A 14,456-nucleotide genomic window follows, 5' to 3' on the forward strand; every position below is an offset into this window, starting at 1 on the left:
CCAGTCGAGTCAGGCCGAGGTGCTGATCATCGCGAGATATCCCACGGGGTCGCGCCAGAACGCGGTGATCAGGTCGGCGAGTGCGGCCGGGTCGGCGATCAATGGTGTGATGTGGCCGGCGCCGTCCACCGTGGTGGCCGCGGCGTGCGGCATCGTCGCCGCGGCGGCCCGTGCCTGCTCGAGGGAGATCATCGTGTCTGCGCGGGGGACGACCATCAGCGTCGGCGCTCCGATCCGGGGGAGGAGAGGGCCGAGGCCCTTGCGGTGCAGCATGAACGACGGCATCGCCTGGTGCATGCCGCGGCGTGGTGCCTGCCGGAAGGTCCGGGAGACGGCCTGGAACTGTTGCGGGTGCGTTCGTGAAAGCTCCTTGCCGAGAAGGACGTTCATCACCGCATTCGTGAGCGGTGGAATCGGCCCGGCGATGCGGTAGGCCCACACCATCGGCACGATCCTGGCGCGTTCCCTGCGGGTGAGGGCTTGGGTCGGTGTCCCGATGGTGACCACGGTGCGGCACAGGTCGGGAGTGTCGGCGGACGCGACGAGCCCGACGTGTCCACCCCAGGCGTTTCCCACCCAGTCGGCGGGCTCGGTGACGCCGAGTACGTCGAGGACGGTGATCGCCGCCTCCGCGCACTCCTCCATCGTGAACCGGCGCGGTACGGCGGTGCTCGCTCCGTGGCCGGGTCCGTCGATCGAGATCACTTGCCGGTATCCGACCAGATGGCTGCGCAGGGGTGCCCACGTCGTCGAGTCGACGAAAAGGCTGTGCCAGAGCACGGTCGGCGGTCCGCTGCCGGTGACGTGGACGGCGAGGTTCCCGACGCTCGTCGGGACGGTCCGGGTGATCGATTGTGTGTCCATGGGATGCCCCAGGTGCTGTGTCGAGTAATGCTTCGGAAACCGAAACTTCGGTAACCGTAGTATTCTCCCGTGTCATGGAACGGTCAAGAGGTCTGCCGTCCGATCGGCCTGCGGTGGGGCAGCTGCTGGTTCGTTTGCTGCACGAGTTCCGCCGGGAGTTGAGCGAGCCCATGGCAGAACGCGGTTACGGCGACATCCGCCCGCCGCATCTGCAGATCTTCGGCAACATCGGTTGGGAGGGCCGGCGGTTGACGGAGATCGCCTCCCGTGCCGAACTGAGTCTGTCCGCCGCGTCCGAACTGATCAACGATCTCGAGGACCTCGGGTACGTCGAGCGGGTTCCGGACACGCGGGACAGGCGGGCGAAACTGGTCGTCCCGACCGCGCGGGGACGGCAGGCGCTGCAGGACGCCGCCGTACGGGTCGCCGAGATCGAGCACCACTGGGGCGGCATCGTCGGCCACGACCGGTTCGACGACGCCTGCTCCGTGCTCAATTCACTGTTGGACGAGCTGAGTCCCGAGGACCGCTGACCGTGGGCGGAGGGACCGCCGCGCGGACGAGTTGCTCGTGACGCAGGGCGATCTGGGTCTGCGTCGCGATGACGGTCGACGAGCGAAGAACGTTGTGCCCGTCCACGATCGAGTTGATCACCCGCTGCAGGTCGGCGTGGGTGCGCGCCACCACGCGGACCAGGACGTCGCCGGCTCCGGTAATCGTGTGCGCTTCGAGAACTTCGGGGATGGCGGTCAGATGCTCGACGACCGCGGCGTGCCCGTTGCCCTGGGCGATCTCCAGGGTGGCGAACGCGACCACCGGAAACCCCAGTGCCTCCGGGTCGAGGGTCGGTGCCGAACTGGTGATCACGCCGGTGCGTTCGAGCCGGTCGAGACGCGCCTGAACGGTGCCACGCGCCACTCCCAGGCGTCTCGACGCCTCGAGCACCCCGACCTTCGGCTCGGCGTGGAGCAGGTCGAGCAGTGTGGCGTCGAGTTGATCGATACTCATGGCGTCCCTGGTCAATATGTAGGGTCCAACCGTCTTTTCGTCCAGCATTCTGTACAGATTGAACAGCGTCAAGAGGCACCGTTGCGCAGTGATGTGTGCTGGATCACAGTGAGATATGACTATCGCCGACATTCGCCTGACGCCCCGCGAGGTGGCCGCACATCTGGAGACCGACGAGCTCCGGCAATTGGTCGGGCTCGTCGAACACGACGACGCGTCGGATCCGTTTCCCGTGGTCGCGATGGATGCCGTGGTATTCGCGTGCGGCAACGCGACGCAGAGCATGCAGTACTTCGTCTCCACCTGGGGCATGACCCTCGTCGCCTACGCCGGGCCGGAGACCGGTCAGCGCTCGCACAAGTCCTTCGTCCTCGAGTCGGGGTCGGCACGGTTCGTGCTGCACGGCGCCGTCGATCCGAAGAGCCCGCTCGCGGACCATCACCGGGCGCACGGCGACGGCGTCGTGGACCTGGCGATGGAAGTGCTCGACGTCGACCGCTGCATCGCGCACGCCCGCTCGCAGGGGGCCGCCATTCTCGAGGAGCCGCGCGACGTCACGGATCAGTTCGGCACCGTGCGGCTCGCGGCGATCGCCACGTACGGCAGCACCCGGCACACCATCGTCGACCGCAGCCGGTACGACGGCCCCTACCTCCCCGGATTCGTCGCGCGCTCCAGCGGTTTCGCGGCGCGACCGGGTAAACCCCCGCGGTTGTTCCAGGCGCTCGACCACGCCGTCGGCAACGTCGAGATGGGCCGGATGGATCACTGGGTCCGGTTCTACAACCGCGTCATGGGATTCACGAACATGGCCGAATTCGTCGGCGACGACATCGCCACGGAGTACTCGGCGCTGATGTCGAAGGTCGTGGCGAACGGCAACCACCGGGTGAAGTTCCCGCTCAACGAACCCGCGGTGGGAAAGAAGAAGTCGCAGATCGACGAATATCTCGAGTTCTACGGTGAGCCGGGCTGCCAGCATCTGGCCCTCGCGACCGGGGACATCCTCGCGACGGTGGACGCGCTGCGGGCCGAGGGCGTCGAATTCCTGAACACACCCGACGCGTACTACGAGGACCCGCGGTTGCGTGCCCGGATCGGGAGGGTCCGGGTGCCGGTGGAGGAACTGCAGAAGCGCGGAATCCTCGTCGACCGCGACGAGGACGGATACCTCCTGCAGATCTTCACCAAGCCGCTCGGCGACCGGCCGACCGTGTTCTTCGAGCTGATCGAACGGCACGGTTCGCTCGGATTCGGGGCGGGCAACTTTCAGGCCCTGTTCGAATCCATCGAGCGTGAGCAGGCGGCGCGCGGCAATCTGTGAACCTCCGATCGGCACGCAGTGCATCATCGACTGATGGATGACACGGATCGGGGAACGTTCGCAGGGAAAGTCGCTCTCGTCACCGGGGCCTCCTCGGGGCTCGGGCACGCCGTGGCCCGGCTCCTCACCGACCGGGGAGCCCTCGTCTTCGGGGTCGCACGGGACGGGGATGCGCTGCGGCAGGCCATGATCGAGATCGCCGGGCCGGAGGCCGCGGGGCGCTGTGCACCGGCGGACGTGGCGTCGCCGGAAGCGTGCAGCGCGGCCGTGGCAGCCTGCGTCGCCGGGCTCGGCGGTCTCGACGTCCTGATCAACGTTGCCGGTTCGCACACCCTCCGGCACACCGCGGACGTCACGGACGAGGACTGGGCACACGATCTCGCCGTGAACCTGAACGGGCCGTTCTACCTGTCGCGGGCAGCGCTGCCGCATCTGCTCGACCGCGGAGGCAACATCGTCAACGTCGCATCCGTCGCCGGACTGCAGGGGCAGGCGTACTCGGCCGGCTACTGCGCCGCCAAGCACGGACTGGTGGGTCTCACCCGCGCGATGGCACTCGAGTTCACCGGCACACCGCTGCGGATCAACGCCGTCTGCCCGGGCGGGATGATGACACCGCAGGTCACGAATTTCGCGTTCCCCGACGGCGTCGATTTCGAGCTCGTCCTGAAGTCGGCCTCCCCGAGAGGGCTGATGGAACCCGAGGACGTGGCGAAGACGGTGGCCTTCCTCGCATCCGACGACGCGTCCGCCATCCACGGAGCCGTGTACTCGGTGGACAACGGGAAGATGGCGTGAGCCTCGTCGCCGGCCCGATCTTCCAGATCTGCTGGGTCGTCGACGACATCGAGGCTGCCGAGCGGTACTTCACCGAGCAGCTCGGCGTCGCGCGATGGTTGCGGCTCCCGGACGTGCACTTCGGACCCGAGCACTGCACGTACCGCGGGCAGCCCGCCGACTACGTGGTCCACGTGTCCCTCGGATACGCCGGCGGACAGCAGCTCGAGCTGATCCAGCCGGTGTCGGGACGCAACCTCTACACGGAACAGCTGGAGACCACCGGTCCCGGCGTCCATCACGTGGCCTGGGTCCCCGACGACTTCGAGGCCACCCTCGCCGAAGCCGGACGTCGAGGACTGCCGGTGGTGCAGCGGGGCCGGTTCGAGGGCGTCGGGATGGAGTTCGCGTACCTCGAGGGCGGCCCGCTCGGCGGATACGTGGAACTGCTGAAACTGTCCGAGGAGATGAGGGCGATGTTCGCCTCGCTCGTCCCGGAACCACCCGGCGCGACGGATCGGGCAGAGTGATCCTGGCCACCCACTACACCCTGTCGTTGGCAAATTCGACAGAACTGGGACACTGGAGGCCGTGACTGTTTCCTCCGGTGACCCCGACGTGCACGCATCCCGCTCCGCCCAGCTCTTCGAGAGGGCTGATCTGGTCATTCCCGGCGGCGTCAACTCCCCGGTGCGAGCCTTCCACTCGGTCGGCGGCACCCCGCGGTTCATCAAGGAAGCGTCCGGTTACACGCTCACCGACGTCGACGGCAACGACTACGTCGACCTCATCTGCTCCTGGGGACCGATGATCCTCGGTCACGCGCACCCCGCCGTCGTCGAGGCAGTGCAGAAGGCGGCCGCCACCGGCCTGTCGTTCGGCGCGCCCACCGAGGGTGAGATCGAACTGGCCGAGGAGATCGTCGGCCGGGTTGCGCCGGTGGAGAAGGTGCGCCTGGTCAACTCCGGCACCGAAGCCACCATGAGCGCCGTCCGACTGGCCCGCGGATTCACCGGCCGAACCAAGGTCCTCAAGTTCTCCGGCTGCTACCACGGACACGTCGACGCGCTGCTGGCCGACGCCGGCTCGGGGCTCGCCACCTTCGGCCTCCCGACATCGCCCGGCGTGACGGGCGCGCAGGCCGAGGACACCATCGTCGTTCCCTACAACGACCTCGACGCCGTCGCCCAGGCCTTCGCCGCGAACGAGGGCCAGATCGCGTGCGTCATCACCGAGGCCGCCGCCGGCAACATGGGCGCAGTGGCGCCGCAGCCCGGATTCAACGAGGGCCTGCGGAAGCTGACCAGCGACAACGGCGCCCTACTCATCATGGACGAGGTGATGACCGGGTTCCGCGTCAGCTCCGCCGGCTGGTTCGGGCTCGACGGCGTCGCCGGTGACCTCTACACGTTCGGCAAGGTGATGAGCGGCGGTCTGCCCGCCGCCGCATTCGGTGGCCGCGCCGACGTCATGGCCCATCTCGCCCCGGCCGGACCCGTCTACCAGGCAGGCACCCTGTCCGGGAACCCCGTCGCCGTCGCCGCCGGGCTCGCCAGCCTGCGCGCCGCGGACCAGGCCGTGTACGACGCACTCGAGCGCAACAGCGCCACCCTGCGGACCCTGCTGTCCGACGCGCTGACCGCCGAGAGTGTGCCGCACCGGGTGCAGACCGCAGGCACGATGCTCAGCGTGTTCTTCAGCGAGGACCCGGTGACCAACTACGCCGAGGCCAAGGCCGCCCAGACCTGGCGCTTCCCGGCGTTCTTCCACGGGCTTCTCTCACGCGGTGTGTACCCGCCGCCGAGCGCGTTCGAGGCGTGGTTCGTCTCCGCCGCCATGGACGACAGAGCCTTCTCGATCATCGCCGACGCCCTGCCGCACGCCGCGAAGGCCGCCGCCGCGGCCGTCCAGCCCTGACGTGTCCTCCCCCCTCGCGGCCGGCAGCCTTGCCGCCGACACCCACCCGCCCTCCCGTCCCGACCCGAGGAATCGCAACGTGACCGAAGCCGATCATCCCGACCACACACAGACCCGCACCATCGTGCACGTGCTCCGGCACGGCGAGGTGCACAACCCGCGAGGAATCCTCTACGGCAGGCTCCCCGGGTTCCGGCTGTCGGTGACGGGTGAGGCGCAGGCCCGCGCGGTGGCGTCGGTGCTGGCCAAGCACGACATCACCCACGTGGTGTCCTCGCCGCTGCAGCGCGCGCAGGAGACGGCGGTTCCGATCGCCGACGCGCACGGCGTCGAGATCGCGACCGACGAGAACCTCATCGAGGCAGGCAACGAATTCGAGGGCCTCAAGGTGTCCGTCGGCGACGGCGCGCTGTCCCGTCCCCGGCACTGGTGGAAACTGCGCGACCCGTTCACCCCGTCGTGGGGCGAGCCGTACCTGCAGATCGCGCACCGCATGCTGGCCGCCGTCAACAGCGCCCGCGTGTCGGCGGTGGGCCACGAGGCCGTCGTCGTCAGCCACCAACTCCCCGTCTGGACCCTCCGCCGATTCCTGCAGGGGGAGCGGCTGTGGCACGACCCGCGGCACCGTCAGTGCGGTCTCGCGTCGCTGACCTCCCTCGTCTACGAGGGCGATACCCTCATCGACATCGTGTACTCGGAGCCCGCGGGCGCGTCGGATCCGAGGGTGACCGGGGCATGAGTCGGGGGCGCTTCGCCGGGCTTCTCGCGGTGATCTGTACGGCCGCGGTGTCGCTGTCGGCGTGTGCGTCCGGCGACGACGCCGTGGCCCAGGGCGGCACCTTCGACTTCGTGTCGCCGGGCGGGCAGACCGAGATCTTCTACGACCCGCCTGCCGACCGCGGCACCATCGGCACGGTGTCCGGACCCGACCTGATGACCGAGGGCAAGACCACCTCGCTCGACGATTTCGAGGGGCAGGTCGTGGTACTCAACGTGTGGGGGCAGTGGTGCGGCCCGTGCCGGGGTGAGGCCAACGACCTCGAGCAGGTGTACGAGGAGACCAAGGATCAGGGAGTGTCGTTCCTCGGGATCAACGTGCGGGACAACCAGCAGGACAAGGCGCAGGACTTCGTGATCGACAACAAGGTGTCGTATCCGTCGATCTACGACCCCGCCATGCGGACGATGATCGCGCTGGGGCAGAACTACCCCACGAGCGTCATCCCCACCACGATCGTGCTCGACCGGGACCACCGCGTGGCCGCGGTGTTCCTGAAGGAACTGCTCGCCGAGGACCTGAAGCCGGTGGTCGAACGGGTGGCGCAGGAATCGTGAGCACCAGCACTACCCTTCTCGCCGGCGGCGTCGGCGACGCCTTCCAGTCCACCGCGGCATCCGGACCGCTGCTGCTCGCGCTCGGTGCGTGCGTCCTCGCCGGTCTGGTGTCGTTCGCGTCGCCGTGCGTCGTGCCCCTCGTTCCCGGATACCTGTCCTACCTCGCGGGTGTGGTCGGCGCGGACGCCCCGGCCGTCACCGCGGAGGAGGCGGCCACCCGCACGAAGACGGTCGCCGACGGTCGGCTGCGGGTCGCGGGCGCCGCGGCCCTGTTCGTCGCCGGTTTCACCGTGGTGTTCGTGCTRGCCACCGCGTCCGTGTTCGGCGCCATCTCGGCGCTCGCGATCAACCGCGACATCCTGATGCGGGTCGGCGGGGTGGTCACCATCGCCATGGGCCTGGTGTTCATCGGCCTGATCCCGGCCCTGCAGCGCGACACGAGGCTCGAGCCGCGCCGTATCTCCAGCCTGGCCGGGGCCCCGCTGCTCGGTGCCGTGTTCGCGCTGGGCTGGACCCCGTGCCTCGGCCCCACCCTGGCGGGTGTCATCTCCCTGGCCGCAGGCACCGACGGTGCCACCGCCGCCCGCGGAGTGGCCCTGATCGTCGCGTACTGCCTCGGCCTCGGGCTGCCGTTCGTGATCCTGGCGCTCGGCTCGTCCCGCGCGCTGCGCGGTGTCGGCTGGCTGCGCCGGAACGCGCGGACCATTCAAATCTTCGGCGGAATCATGCTGGTGGCCGTGGGTATCGCCCTCGTCACCGGCGCGTGGGACCAGTTCGTCGGCTGGGTTCGCGACGCCTTTATCTCGGAAGTGACTCTGCCGATATGAGCGACACCCAGACCCCCGAGGCCCCGGAAGCCACACCGGTGCCCCGCCAATCGCTGCCCGGCCGCGCGTTCGCGGTCGTCCGCAACACCTGGCGTGGCCTCACGTCGATGCGCACCGCGCTGGTGCTGCTGTTCCTGCTGGCCCTCGCGGCCATTCCCGGCGCCTTGCTCCCGCAGCGCAGCCTCAACGCGGGCAAGGTCGACGAGTACATCTCGAACCGGCCGACCCTCGGTCCGTGGATGGACAAGCTCGAGCTGTTCGACGTGTTCGGCAGCTTCTGGTTCACCGCGATCTACGTCCTGCTCTTCATCTCCCTCGTCGGCTGCATCCTGCCGCGCTGCGTCGACCACGCCAAGGCACTGCGCACCCGTCCGGTGCCTGCCCCGCGGAACCTCGCGCGACTGCCGCACCACCACGAGGACCGGGTCGACGAGTCACCGGAGGAACTCGCCGCCCGCATCCGCACCCACCTGAAAGGGTGGCGAGTCGAGACCCGCGCGGGCGGGGAGCGCGCCGCGCACGACGGCGAGATCACCATCTCCGCGGAGAAGGGCTACTTCCGCGAGCTCGGCAACCTGGTCTTCCACCTGTCGCTCGTGGCGCTGCTCGTCGCGATCGCCGTCGGCAAGCTGTTCGGCTACGAGGGCAACGTCATCGTGGTCGCCAACAACGGTCCCGGCTTCTGCACCACGTCGCCCGCGGTCTTCGACTCCTTCAAGGCAGGCAACACGCAGGACGGCACCGGCATGACGCCGCTGTGCGTCAAGGTCAAGGACTTCGCGGCCGACTACCTCGACAGTGGTCAGGCCGAGATGTTCACGTCCAACATCGCCTACCAGGCCGGCGACGACCTCGAGACGAACACGTGGCGGGACGGGCAGTTGCAGGTCAACCACCCGCTACGCGTCGAGGGTGACCGCGTCTACCTGCAGGGGCACGGATACGCGCCGACGTTCACCGTCACGTTCCCGAACGGGGAAACCCGCACCGAGACGCTGCAGTGGCGTCCCGACGACGCGACGACGTTCCTCAGCAGCGGCGCGATGCGGTTCGACCCGCCCGGCGGCATGTACACCGACACCGACGAGCGCCGGAAGAATCAGATCGCGATCGAGGGACTGTTCGCCCCGACCGCGCTGTTCCACGGCAATCTGCTGGCGTCGAGCTACCCGGCCATGAACGACCCGGCCGTGGCCATCGACATCTACAAGGGCGACACCGGCCTCGACACGGGCAATCCGCAGTCGTTGTTCTCGCTGAACACCGAACTGATCAATCAGGGCCGGCTCGTGAAGCAGGACCGGGTGAATCTGAAACCGGGGGAGAGTTCGACGCTGGCCGACGGCACCCAGGTGCGGTTCGACGGTGCGGTGGACTTCGTGAACCTGCAGGTCTCGCATGACCCGGCGCAGCAGTGGGTGCTGGTGTCGGCGCTGACGATGATGGCCGGATTGCTCGTCTCGCTGCTGGTCAAGCGTCGCCGCGTCTGGGCCCGCATCTACCCCGCGGACGCTTCCGATCTTGACCCACGACGTACTGTAGTAGAGCTTGGTGGACTCGCCCGGACCGATCAGGCCGGCTGGGGCGACGAGTTCGGCCGACTCTGCACCCGTCTGCTCACGGACGACACGAAGCCTGACGCGCAGGAGAGCCAACGATGACGACCAACGAGACACTGGCGCAGTACAGCGACTGGGCCTTCCGATCAGCCTTCACCGTTCTGGTGCTGGCACTCGTGCTGCTCATCGTGCAGTACGCGTCCACCCGGGCGCAGGCCGTGCAGGACCGGGAACTCGTGTCGGCAGGCTCCGGCGCCCGTCCGGCCGATGCGCCGTCGGTTCCCGGCCGAGTGGTCGAGCAGCCGAAGAAGCCCATGGCCGAGCGCTTCGGCGGCATGGGCGCGGCCGTGCTGGTCGTCGGCACGGTGCTGATCTTCGCGTCGATCGTGCTGCGCGGATTCGCCACCGCACGGTTCCCGCTCGGCAACATGTACGAGTTCGTGACGATGGCCTGCGCGGCCGCACTCGTCGTCGGTCTCGCACTCCTGTCGAAGCCGGCGTACCGGTCGATGTGGGTGTTCCTGCTCGTCCCCGTCCTGATCCTGATGTTCCTCGCCGCCACCGTGCTGTACGCGGACGCGGCGCCCGTGGTGCCCGCACTGCGGTCGTACTGGCTGCCCATCCACGTCACCATCGTGAGCGTCGGTTCCGGTGTGTTCCTGGTGTCGGGCATCGCGAGCCTGCTGTTCCTGCTGCGCATGCGGTACCCGCGCGGCGAGGAGGGAACGGGCGTGTTCGCGCGGATCGCGGAGCGGCTGCCCGACGCGCAGACCCTGGACCGGCTGGCGTACAAGACCACCATCATCGGGTTCCCGCTGTTCGGCGCGGGTGTCATCCTCGGCGCCATCTGGGCCGAGGCCGCCTGGGGCCGATTCTGGGGCTGGGACCCCAAGGAGACGGTGTCGTTCATCGCCTGGGTGATCTACGCCGCCTACCTCCACGCCCGCGCGACGTCGGGCTGGCGCGACACCAAGGCTGCATGGATCAACGTGGCGGGCTTCGTCGCGATGCTGTTCAACCTGTTCATCATCAACATGGTGGTGTCGGGATTGCACTCGTACGCGGGCCTCAACTGACGGTAGTCACCGACTGATATCCTTCCGCCGCGACGTCTCCGACCGGTGTGATTCGGTGGAGACGATGGAGACTTCACGAGGGGGATGTTCAGCCATGTCCGAAAACAACGCCGGCATGTGGGAGCCGGTACGGCCTGCATCGAATCCGCCCGGGGACGACCACGCATCGGCCGCCGCGTGGAACGCCGCGCGGCAGGCCCCGTACGTTCAGCCGCAGGGTCCCAACCCGTTCGCGCAGCCCGGTGCCCAGGCCCCCTCCGCCGCACCCGCGCGGCCGCAGACCCAGGCCCCGGCTACCGCTCCCGTCCCGCAGCAGGCCCCGGCCCCTCAGCAGGCCCCGGCCCCGCAGCAGACTCCGGCTCCCCAGCAGGCGCCCGCTCAGGGAACGTTCACGCCGCCGCAGCAGGCGCCGGTCCAGCACGCGCCCCAGCATCCCCGCCCGAACAACACGAATGCCGATCAGCAGTACGCGGTGTCGGCGCGTGACCTGTCGACGTCGCTGCTCCTCAAGCAGGTCAAGCCGGCCCCCACCACGGGGTGGCGCAAGGCGCTGTACCAACTGTCCGGCCGCTACATCAACGTCGGCAACAGCGCGAAGGAACAGCGTCGGATCGAGCTGACCAAGCAGGTCAACCAGCCGCTGCAGGGGTGCTACAAGATCGCGCTGCTGAGCCTCAAGGGCGGAGTGGGCAAGACCACCACCACCGCGACCCTCGGCTCCACGTTCGCGTCACTGCGCGGCGACCGCGTCATCGCCGTCGACGCCAACCCCGACCGGGGCACGCTCAGTCAGAAGATTCCCCTCGAGACCCCCGCCACGGTGCGCAACCTGCTGCGCGACGAGCAGAGCATCGAAAAGTACAGCGACGTCCGCAGTTACACGTCGCAGAGCCGGCACCGGCTCGAGGTGCTCGCGTCCGACAGCGACCCGGCGGTGTCGGAGGCGTTCAGCGCGGACGACTACTCGCGGACCGTCACGATGCTCGAGAAGTTCTACAGCATCGTCCTCACCGACTGCGGCACCGGACTGATGCATTCCGCCATGCAGACCATCCTCGAAGAGGCCGACGCGCTCGTGGTGGTCAGCTCGGGCTCCGTCGACGGCGCCCGCAGCGCCTCCGCGACCCTCGACTGGCTCGACGCCCACGGATACCGCGAACTGGTGTCCCGGTCGGTGGCCGTCGTGAACGCGGTCCGACCACGGTCGGGCAAGGTGGATCTGCCGAAGGTCGTCGAGCACTTCGAGCAGCGGTGCCGCCTGGTCCGGCTGATTCCGTTCGATCCGCACCTCGAAGAGGGCGCCGAGATCGAACTCGAGCGGCTGCGTCCCAAGACGCGCACCGCTCTTCTCGAACTGGCGGCCGCGGTGGCGTCGGACTTCCCGGCGTCCAGTTTCGCGCTACAGGATCGTCGCTGAGGCAATGACGCCGAGGGTGCCGGATCGACCGGCACCCCGGCTTCGGCTCACCCGGCGGGGTCCGCCGGACCGGCCTCGGGTTCGTCGGACTTCTTCCGACGGGTCTCCCGATCCACCTTCCAGAGGAAATCCGGATCGTCGTCGGGTCCCTGCACCCGATTGCTGAGCACGGGCCTGGTGTTCGGGCCGAATGCCTTCCAGAGCAGGACCGCCACTGTCACGAGCCCGATGAGTGCCAACAGATAGATCACCGCGCACCTCCTTACACCGCTCGAGGGTAGCCGGTATCCCTGAGCGTAGCCGCGTCGGCGGCAGAGGGCATCTACCCGGTCGCAGTGCGTCCCGGGTAGTGCGGTCGCGGTCAGCCCTACGGCCGCCCGCCCAGCGTCAGGGTCGGCCCGCCCAGCGTCAGGGTCGGCCCGCCTCCGTGGTGAGGGAGCGGAGCAGCTGCATGACCTCGGCCTCGCGGAAGCGGCGGTGCCCGCCGGGGGTGCGCAGCGATCCGAGCCGGCCCGCGTGCGCCCATCGCGTCACGGTCTTCGGGTCGACATGGAACAGGGCAGCCACCTGGCCCGGGGTCATGAGGGCTTCGTTGGATCCGCTGAATCCGGGTCCGTTGTAGGTGGGTGCGCTCATCGACGGTCCTCCACTGCTTTCGACTGGTCTGTGCTGAAGCCGGCCGCTGTTGCGACTGAACTCGGTCATCGTGACATCTGGCACCCCGGGTACTCGAACGATCTAATGTTGGTAAAGGGGAGGTAATAGACAAATCGGATAAGTCGGACGTGTGAGGGGTGGCCTCGGCGATGGGTAACCTGGGGGCGTGAGTGAGTCATCCGAGAAGCCAGAAGACCAGGTCGAGCGCCCCGTCGCAGCCGATTCGAGCGCACCGGCGAAGCCGGACGGGCGGGTGACCAAGGGGCAGCTGGCGCGCGACGTCGCGATCTATTCGATCGCCCGGCTACTGCTGGTCGTCGTCATCGGTGCCATCATCCTCGGGGTGGCCGCACTCGTCGGAGTCGCCGTGCCGCTGCTCGTCGCGGCCATCTTCGCGGTCCTCATCGCCCTCCCGCTGTCGCTGCTGCTGTTCGCGAAACTCCGCCGGCGGGTCAACGAGGGGATCGCCGCGTTCGACGCGCAGCGTCGCGCCGACCAGGCCGACCTGCGTGCCAGGCTCCGCGGTGAGGGCACGTCCCGGTGACGGACGGCGACTGCGTCGTCATCGACCGGAGCTTTCCGCGTGACTGGGTGGACAACGCCGTCCGCCTCATCGACGCCGACGCGCAGCGCAGCGCCGACACACACCTGCTGCGGTACCCGCTGCCCGTCGAATGGGGTGTGCAGCTCTATCTGAAGGACGAGTCGACCCACATCACGGGCAGCCTCAAGCATCGCCTGGCCCGGTCGCTGTTCCTCTACGCGATCTGCAACGGATGGATCACCGAGGGGACGACGGTCATCGAGGCGTCCTCGGGGTCCACGGCCGTCAGCGAGGCGTACTTCGCGAAGATGCTCGGACTCGACTTCGTGGCCGTCATGCCGCGCAGCACGAGCGGCGCGAAGATCGCCCTCATCGAGGCGCAGGGCGGTCGCTGCCACTTCATCGACCGGCCGCCGGAGATCTACAGCGAGGCCCGACGGCTCGCCGCGGAGACGGGCGGTCACTTCATGGACCAGTTCACGCACGCGGAGCGGGCCACCGACTGGCGGGGCAACAACAACATCGCCGAGTCGATCTACCACCAGATGATTCGTGAAGAGCACCCGGTGCCGGAGTGGCTCGTCATGAGCGCCGGGACCGGCGGCACCAGCGCGACGCTGGGCCGGTACATCCGCTACCGCAGACACGCGACCCGGCTGCTCGTGGTGGATCCGGAGAACTCGGCGTTCTTCGGCGGCTACGACACCAACTCCTGCGACTACGCGACGGGGATGCCCTCGCGCATCGAGGGCATCGGCAGGCCGCGGGTGGAGCCGTCGTTCGTCGGGCAGGTCATCGACCGGATGATGCGGGTGCCCGACGCCGCGTCCATCGCGACCGCTCGGCACGCCAGTTCGGTGCTGGGCCGCCGGGTCGGCGGCTCCACGGGCACGAACCTGTGGGGTGCGTTCACCGTCGTCGCGGAGATGCTCGCGGCCGGACGGTCCGGCAGTGTGGTCACGATCCTGTGCGACGGCGGCGAACGCTACGCGGACACCTACTTCGACGACGACTGGGTGGCCGGGGAGGGTATCGACCTTACGGGCCCGGCCGCGGTGCTCGACCGCTTCGCGGCGACGGGGGAGTGGCCGGGTCAGCCTGGCTGAGGCGCTGTCGCGGCGGTCCGCACCGGCGCCGTCACCGGGCGGGAC

Annotated in this window: 17 protein-coding genes; 13 read left to right on the forward strand and 4 right to left on the reverse strand. The window is 68.7% G+C overall.

Features of this window, described 5'->3' with window-relative positions:
• Nucleotides 1-9: 9 nt before the first annotated feature.
• Entirely contained in the window at nucleotides 10-864 is an 855-nt protein-coding gene (locus tag AC1D1G_RS20245) for an alpha/beta fold hydrolase (RefSeq protein WP_477953454.1), read from the reverse strand.
• A 74-nt stretch (nucleotides 865-938) separates the two neighbouring features.
• Here AC1D1G_RS20245 and AC1D1G_RS20250 point away from each other — a divergent pair, with 74 nt between their 5' ends.
• Complete coding sequence (locus AC1D1G_RS20250) at nucleotides 939-1,397, forward strand: MarR family winged helix-turn-helix transcriptional regulator (RefSeq protein ID WP_280779891.1); 459 nt, start codon at nucleotides 939-941, stop codon at nucleotides 1,395-1,397.
• Here the strand turns inward: AC1D1G_RS20250 and AC1D1G_RS20255 are convergent.
• Nucleotides 1,357-1,872 (reverse strand): Lrp/AsnC family transcriptional regulator, encoded by a 516-nt coding sequence (locus AC1D1G_RS20255; protein WP_283331021.1) that lies wholly within the window; start codon nucleotides 1,870-1,872, stop codon nucleotides 1,357-1,359. The two genes, AC1D1G_RS20250 and AC1D1G_RS20255, sit on opposite strands and share 41 nt — an antisense overlap.
• 115 nt (nucleotides 1,873-1,987) lie before the next feature.
• Between AC1D1G_RS20255 and hppD the strand changes: the two genes are divergently transcribed.
• The 10 genes from hppD (at nucleotide 1,988) to AC1D1G_RS20305 (ending at nucleotide 12,104) form a co-directional block, all read left to right on the forward strand.
• Nucleotides 1,988-3,196, forward strand: a complete 1,209-nt coding sequence (gene hppD, locus AC1D1G_RS20260) for a 4-hydroxyphenylpyruvate dioxygenase (RefSeq protein ID WP_283331022.1) — start codon at nucleotides 1,988-1,990, stop codon at nucleotides 3,194-3,196.
• Nucleotides 3,197-3,229: 33 nt separating this feature from the next.
• Nucleotides 3,230-3,994 carry an SDR family NAD(P)-dependent oxidoreductase gene (locus AC1D1G_RS20265; RefSeq protein WP_283331023.1) on the forward strand — a complete coding sequence of 255 codons (765 nt, stop codon included), beginning with the start codon at nucleotides 3,230-3,232 and terminating at the stop codon, nucleotides 3,992-3,994.
• Nucleotides 3,991-4,503 carry a VOC family protein gene (locus tag AC1D1G_RS20270; RefSeq protein ID WP_317570131.1) on the forward strand — a complete coding sequence of 171 codons (513 nt, stop codon included), beginning with the start codon at nucleotides 3,991-3,993 and terminating at the stop codon, nucleotides 4,501-4,503. Before AC1D1G_RS20265 ends, AC1D1G_RS20270 begins: the two co-directional genes overlap by 4 nt.
• A 61-nt stretch (nucleotides 4,504-4,564) precedes the next feature.
• Nucleotides 4,565-5,890, forward strand: coding sequence for a glutamate-1-semialdehyde 2,1-aminomutase (gene hemL, locus AC1D1G_RS20275; protein WP_477953456.1), 1,326 nt, complete (start codon nucleotides 4,565-4,567; stop codon nucleotides 5,888-5,890).
• Nucleotides 5,891-5,969: 79 nt separating this feature from the next.
• Nucleotides 5,970-6,629 carry a histidine phosphatase family protein gene (locus tag AC1D1G_RS20280; RefSeq protein WP_005566498.1) on the forward strand — a complete coding sequence of 220 codons (660 nt, stop codon included), beginning with the start codon at nucleotides 5,970-5,972 and terminating at the stop codon, nucleotides 6,627-6,629.
• Nucleotides 6,626-7,225: a TlpA disulfide reductase family protein gene (locus AC1D1G_RS20285; RefSeq protein ID WP_005258349.1), complete on the forward strand. Its 600-nt coding sequence runs from the start codon at nucleotides 6,626-6,628 to the stop codon at nucleotides 7,223-7,225. The genes AC1D1G_RS20280 and AC1D1G_RS20285 overlap by 4 nt, the downstream gene beginning before the upstream one ends.
• Nucleotides 7,222-8,052: a cytochrome c biogenesis CcdA family protein gene (locus tag AC1D1G_RS20290; protein WP_037233399.1), complete on the forward strand. Its 831-nt coding sequence runs from the start codon at nucleotides 7,222-7,224 to the stop codon at nucleotides 8,050-8,052. The genes AC1D1G_RS20285 and AC1D1G_RS20290 overlap by 4 nt, the downstream gene beginning before the upstream one ends.
• Nucleotides 8,049-9,713 carry a cytochrome c biogenesis protein ResB gene (gene resB / locus AC1D1G_RS20295; protein ID WP_477953458.1) on the forward strand — a complete coding sequence of 555 codons (1,665 nt, stop codon included), beginning with the start codon at nucleotides 8,049-8,051 and terminating at the stop codon, nucleotides 9,711-9,713. Before AC1D1G_RS20290 ends, resB begins: the two co-directional genes overlap by 4 nt.
• Nucleotides 9,710-10,687, forward strand: a complete 978-nt coding sequence (gene ccsB / locus AC1D1G_RS20300; RefSeq protein WP_317570126.1) for a c-type cytochrome biogenesis protein CcsB — start codon at nucleotides 9,710-9,712, stop codon at nucleotides 10,685-10,687. The genes resB and ccsB overlap by 4 nt, the downstream gene beginning before the upstream one ends.
• Nucleotides 10,688-10,781: 94 nt before the next feature.
• The gene (locus AC1D1G_RS20305; protein ID WP_283331028.1) at nucleotides 10,782-12,104 is read left to right on the forward strand and encodes a MinD/ParA family ATP-binding protein; all 1,323 of its coding nucleotides are present in this window, start codon (nucleotides 10,782-10,784) and stop codon (nucleotides 12,102-12,104) included.
• Between the two features lie 47 nt (nucleotides 12,105-12,151).
• Here the strand turns inward: AC1D1G_RS20305 and AC1D1G_RS20310 are convergent, their stop codons facing one another.
• Both AC1D1G_RS20310 and AC1D1G_RS20315 read right to left on the reverse strand, forming a co-directional pair.
• Nucleotides 12,152-12,355 (reverse strand): hypothetical protein, encoded by a 204-nt coding sequence (locus tag AC1D1G_RS20310; protein ID WP_009474708.1) that lies wholly within the window; start codon nucleotides 12,353-12,355, stop codon nucleotides 12,152-12,154.
• 157 nt (nucleotides 12,356-12,512) lie between these two features.
• The gene (locus AC1D1G_RS20315) at nucleotides 12,513-12,740 is read right to left on the reverse strand and encodes a BldC family transcriptional regulator (protein ID WP_005252019.1); all 228 of its coding nucleotides are present in this window, start codon (nucleotides 12,738-12,740) and stop codon (nucleotides 12,513-12,515) included.
• Nucleotides 12,741-12,927: 187 nt separating this feature from the next.
• Between AC1D1G_RS20315 and AC1D1G_RS20320 the strand changes: the two genes are divergently transcribed.
• Nucleotides 12,928-13,305 (forward strand): DUF4229 domain-containing protein, encoded by a 378-nt coding sequence (locus tag AC1D1G_RS20320; RefSeq protein ID WP_009474707.1) that lies wholly within the window; start codon nucleotides 12,928-12,930, stop codon nucleotides 13,303-13,305.
• Complete coding sequence (gene cds1, locus AC1D1G_RS20325; protein WP_317570124.1) at nucleotides 13,302-14,411, forward strand: L-cysteine desulfhydrase Cds1; 1,110 nt, start codon at nucleotides 13,302-13,304, stop codon at nucleotides 14,409-14,411. The genes AC1D1G_RS20320 and cds1 overlap by 4 nt, the downstream gene beginning before the upstream one ends.
• Nucleotides 14,412-14,456 lie beyond the last annotated feature (45 nt).

The organism is Rhodococcus sp. P3_B8 (assembly GCF_056402775.1).

Bases quoted from the DNA above. Each gene is read 5' to 3' on its own strand.
- AC1D1G_RS20245 (WP_477953454.1), bottom strand. From the start codon at position 864: ATGGACACACAATCGATCACCCGGACCGTCCCGACGAGCGTCGGGAAC.
- AC1D1G_RS20250 (WP_280779891.1), top strand. From the start codon at position 939: ATGGAACGGTCAAGAGGTCTGCCGTCCGATCGGCCTGCGGTGGGGCAG.
- AC1D1G_RS20255 (WP_283331021.1), bottom strand. From the start codon at position 1,872: ATGAGTATCGATCAACTCGACGCCACACTGCTCGACCTGCTCCACGCC.
- hppD (WP_283331022.1), top strand. From the start codon at position 1,988: ATGACTATCGCCGACATTCGCCTGACGCCCCGCGAGGTGGCCGCACAT.
- AC1D1G_RS20265 (WP_283331023.1), top strand. From the start codon at position 3,230: ATGGATGACACGGATCGGGGAACGTTCGCAGGGAAAGTCGCTCTCGTC.
- AC1D1G_RS20285 (WP_005258349.1), top strand. From the start codon at position 6,626: ATGAGTCGGGGGCGCTTCGCCGGGCTTCTCGCGGTGATCTGTACGGCC.
- resB (WP_477953458.1), top strand. From the start codon at position 8,049: ATGAGCGACACCCAGACCCCCGAGGCCCCGGAAGCCACACCGGTGCCC.
- ccsB (WP_317570126.1), top strand. From the start codon at position 9,710: ATGACGACCAACGAGACACTGGCGCAGTACAGCGACTGGGCCTTCCGA.
- AC1D1G_RS20305 (WP_283331028.1), top strand. From the start codon at position 10,782: ATGTCCGAAAACAACGCCGGCATGTGGGAGCCGGTACGGCCTGCATCG.
- AC1D1G_RS20315 (WP_005252019.1), bottom strand. From the start codon at position 12,740: ATGAGCGCACCCACCTACAACGGACCCGGATTCAGCGGATCCAACGAA.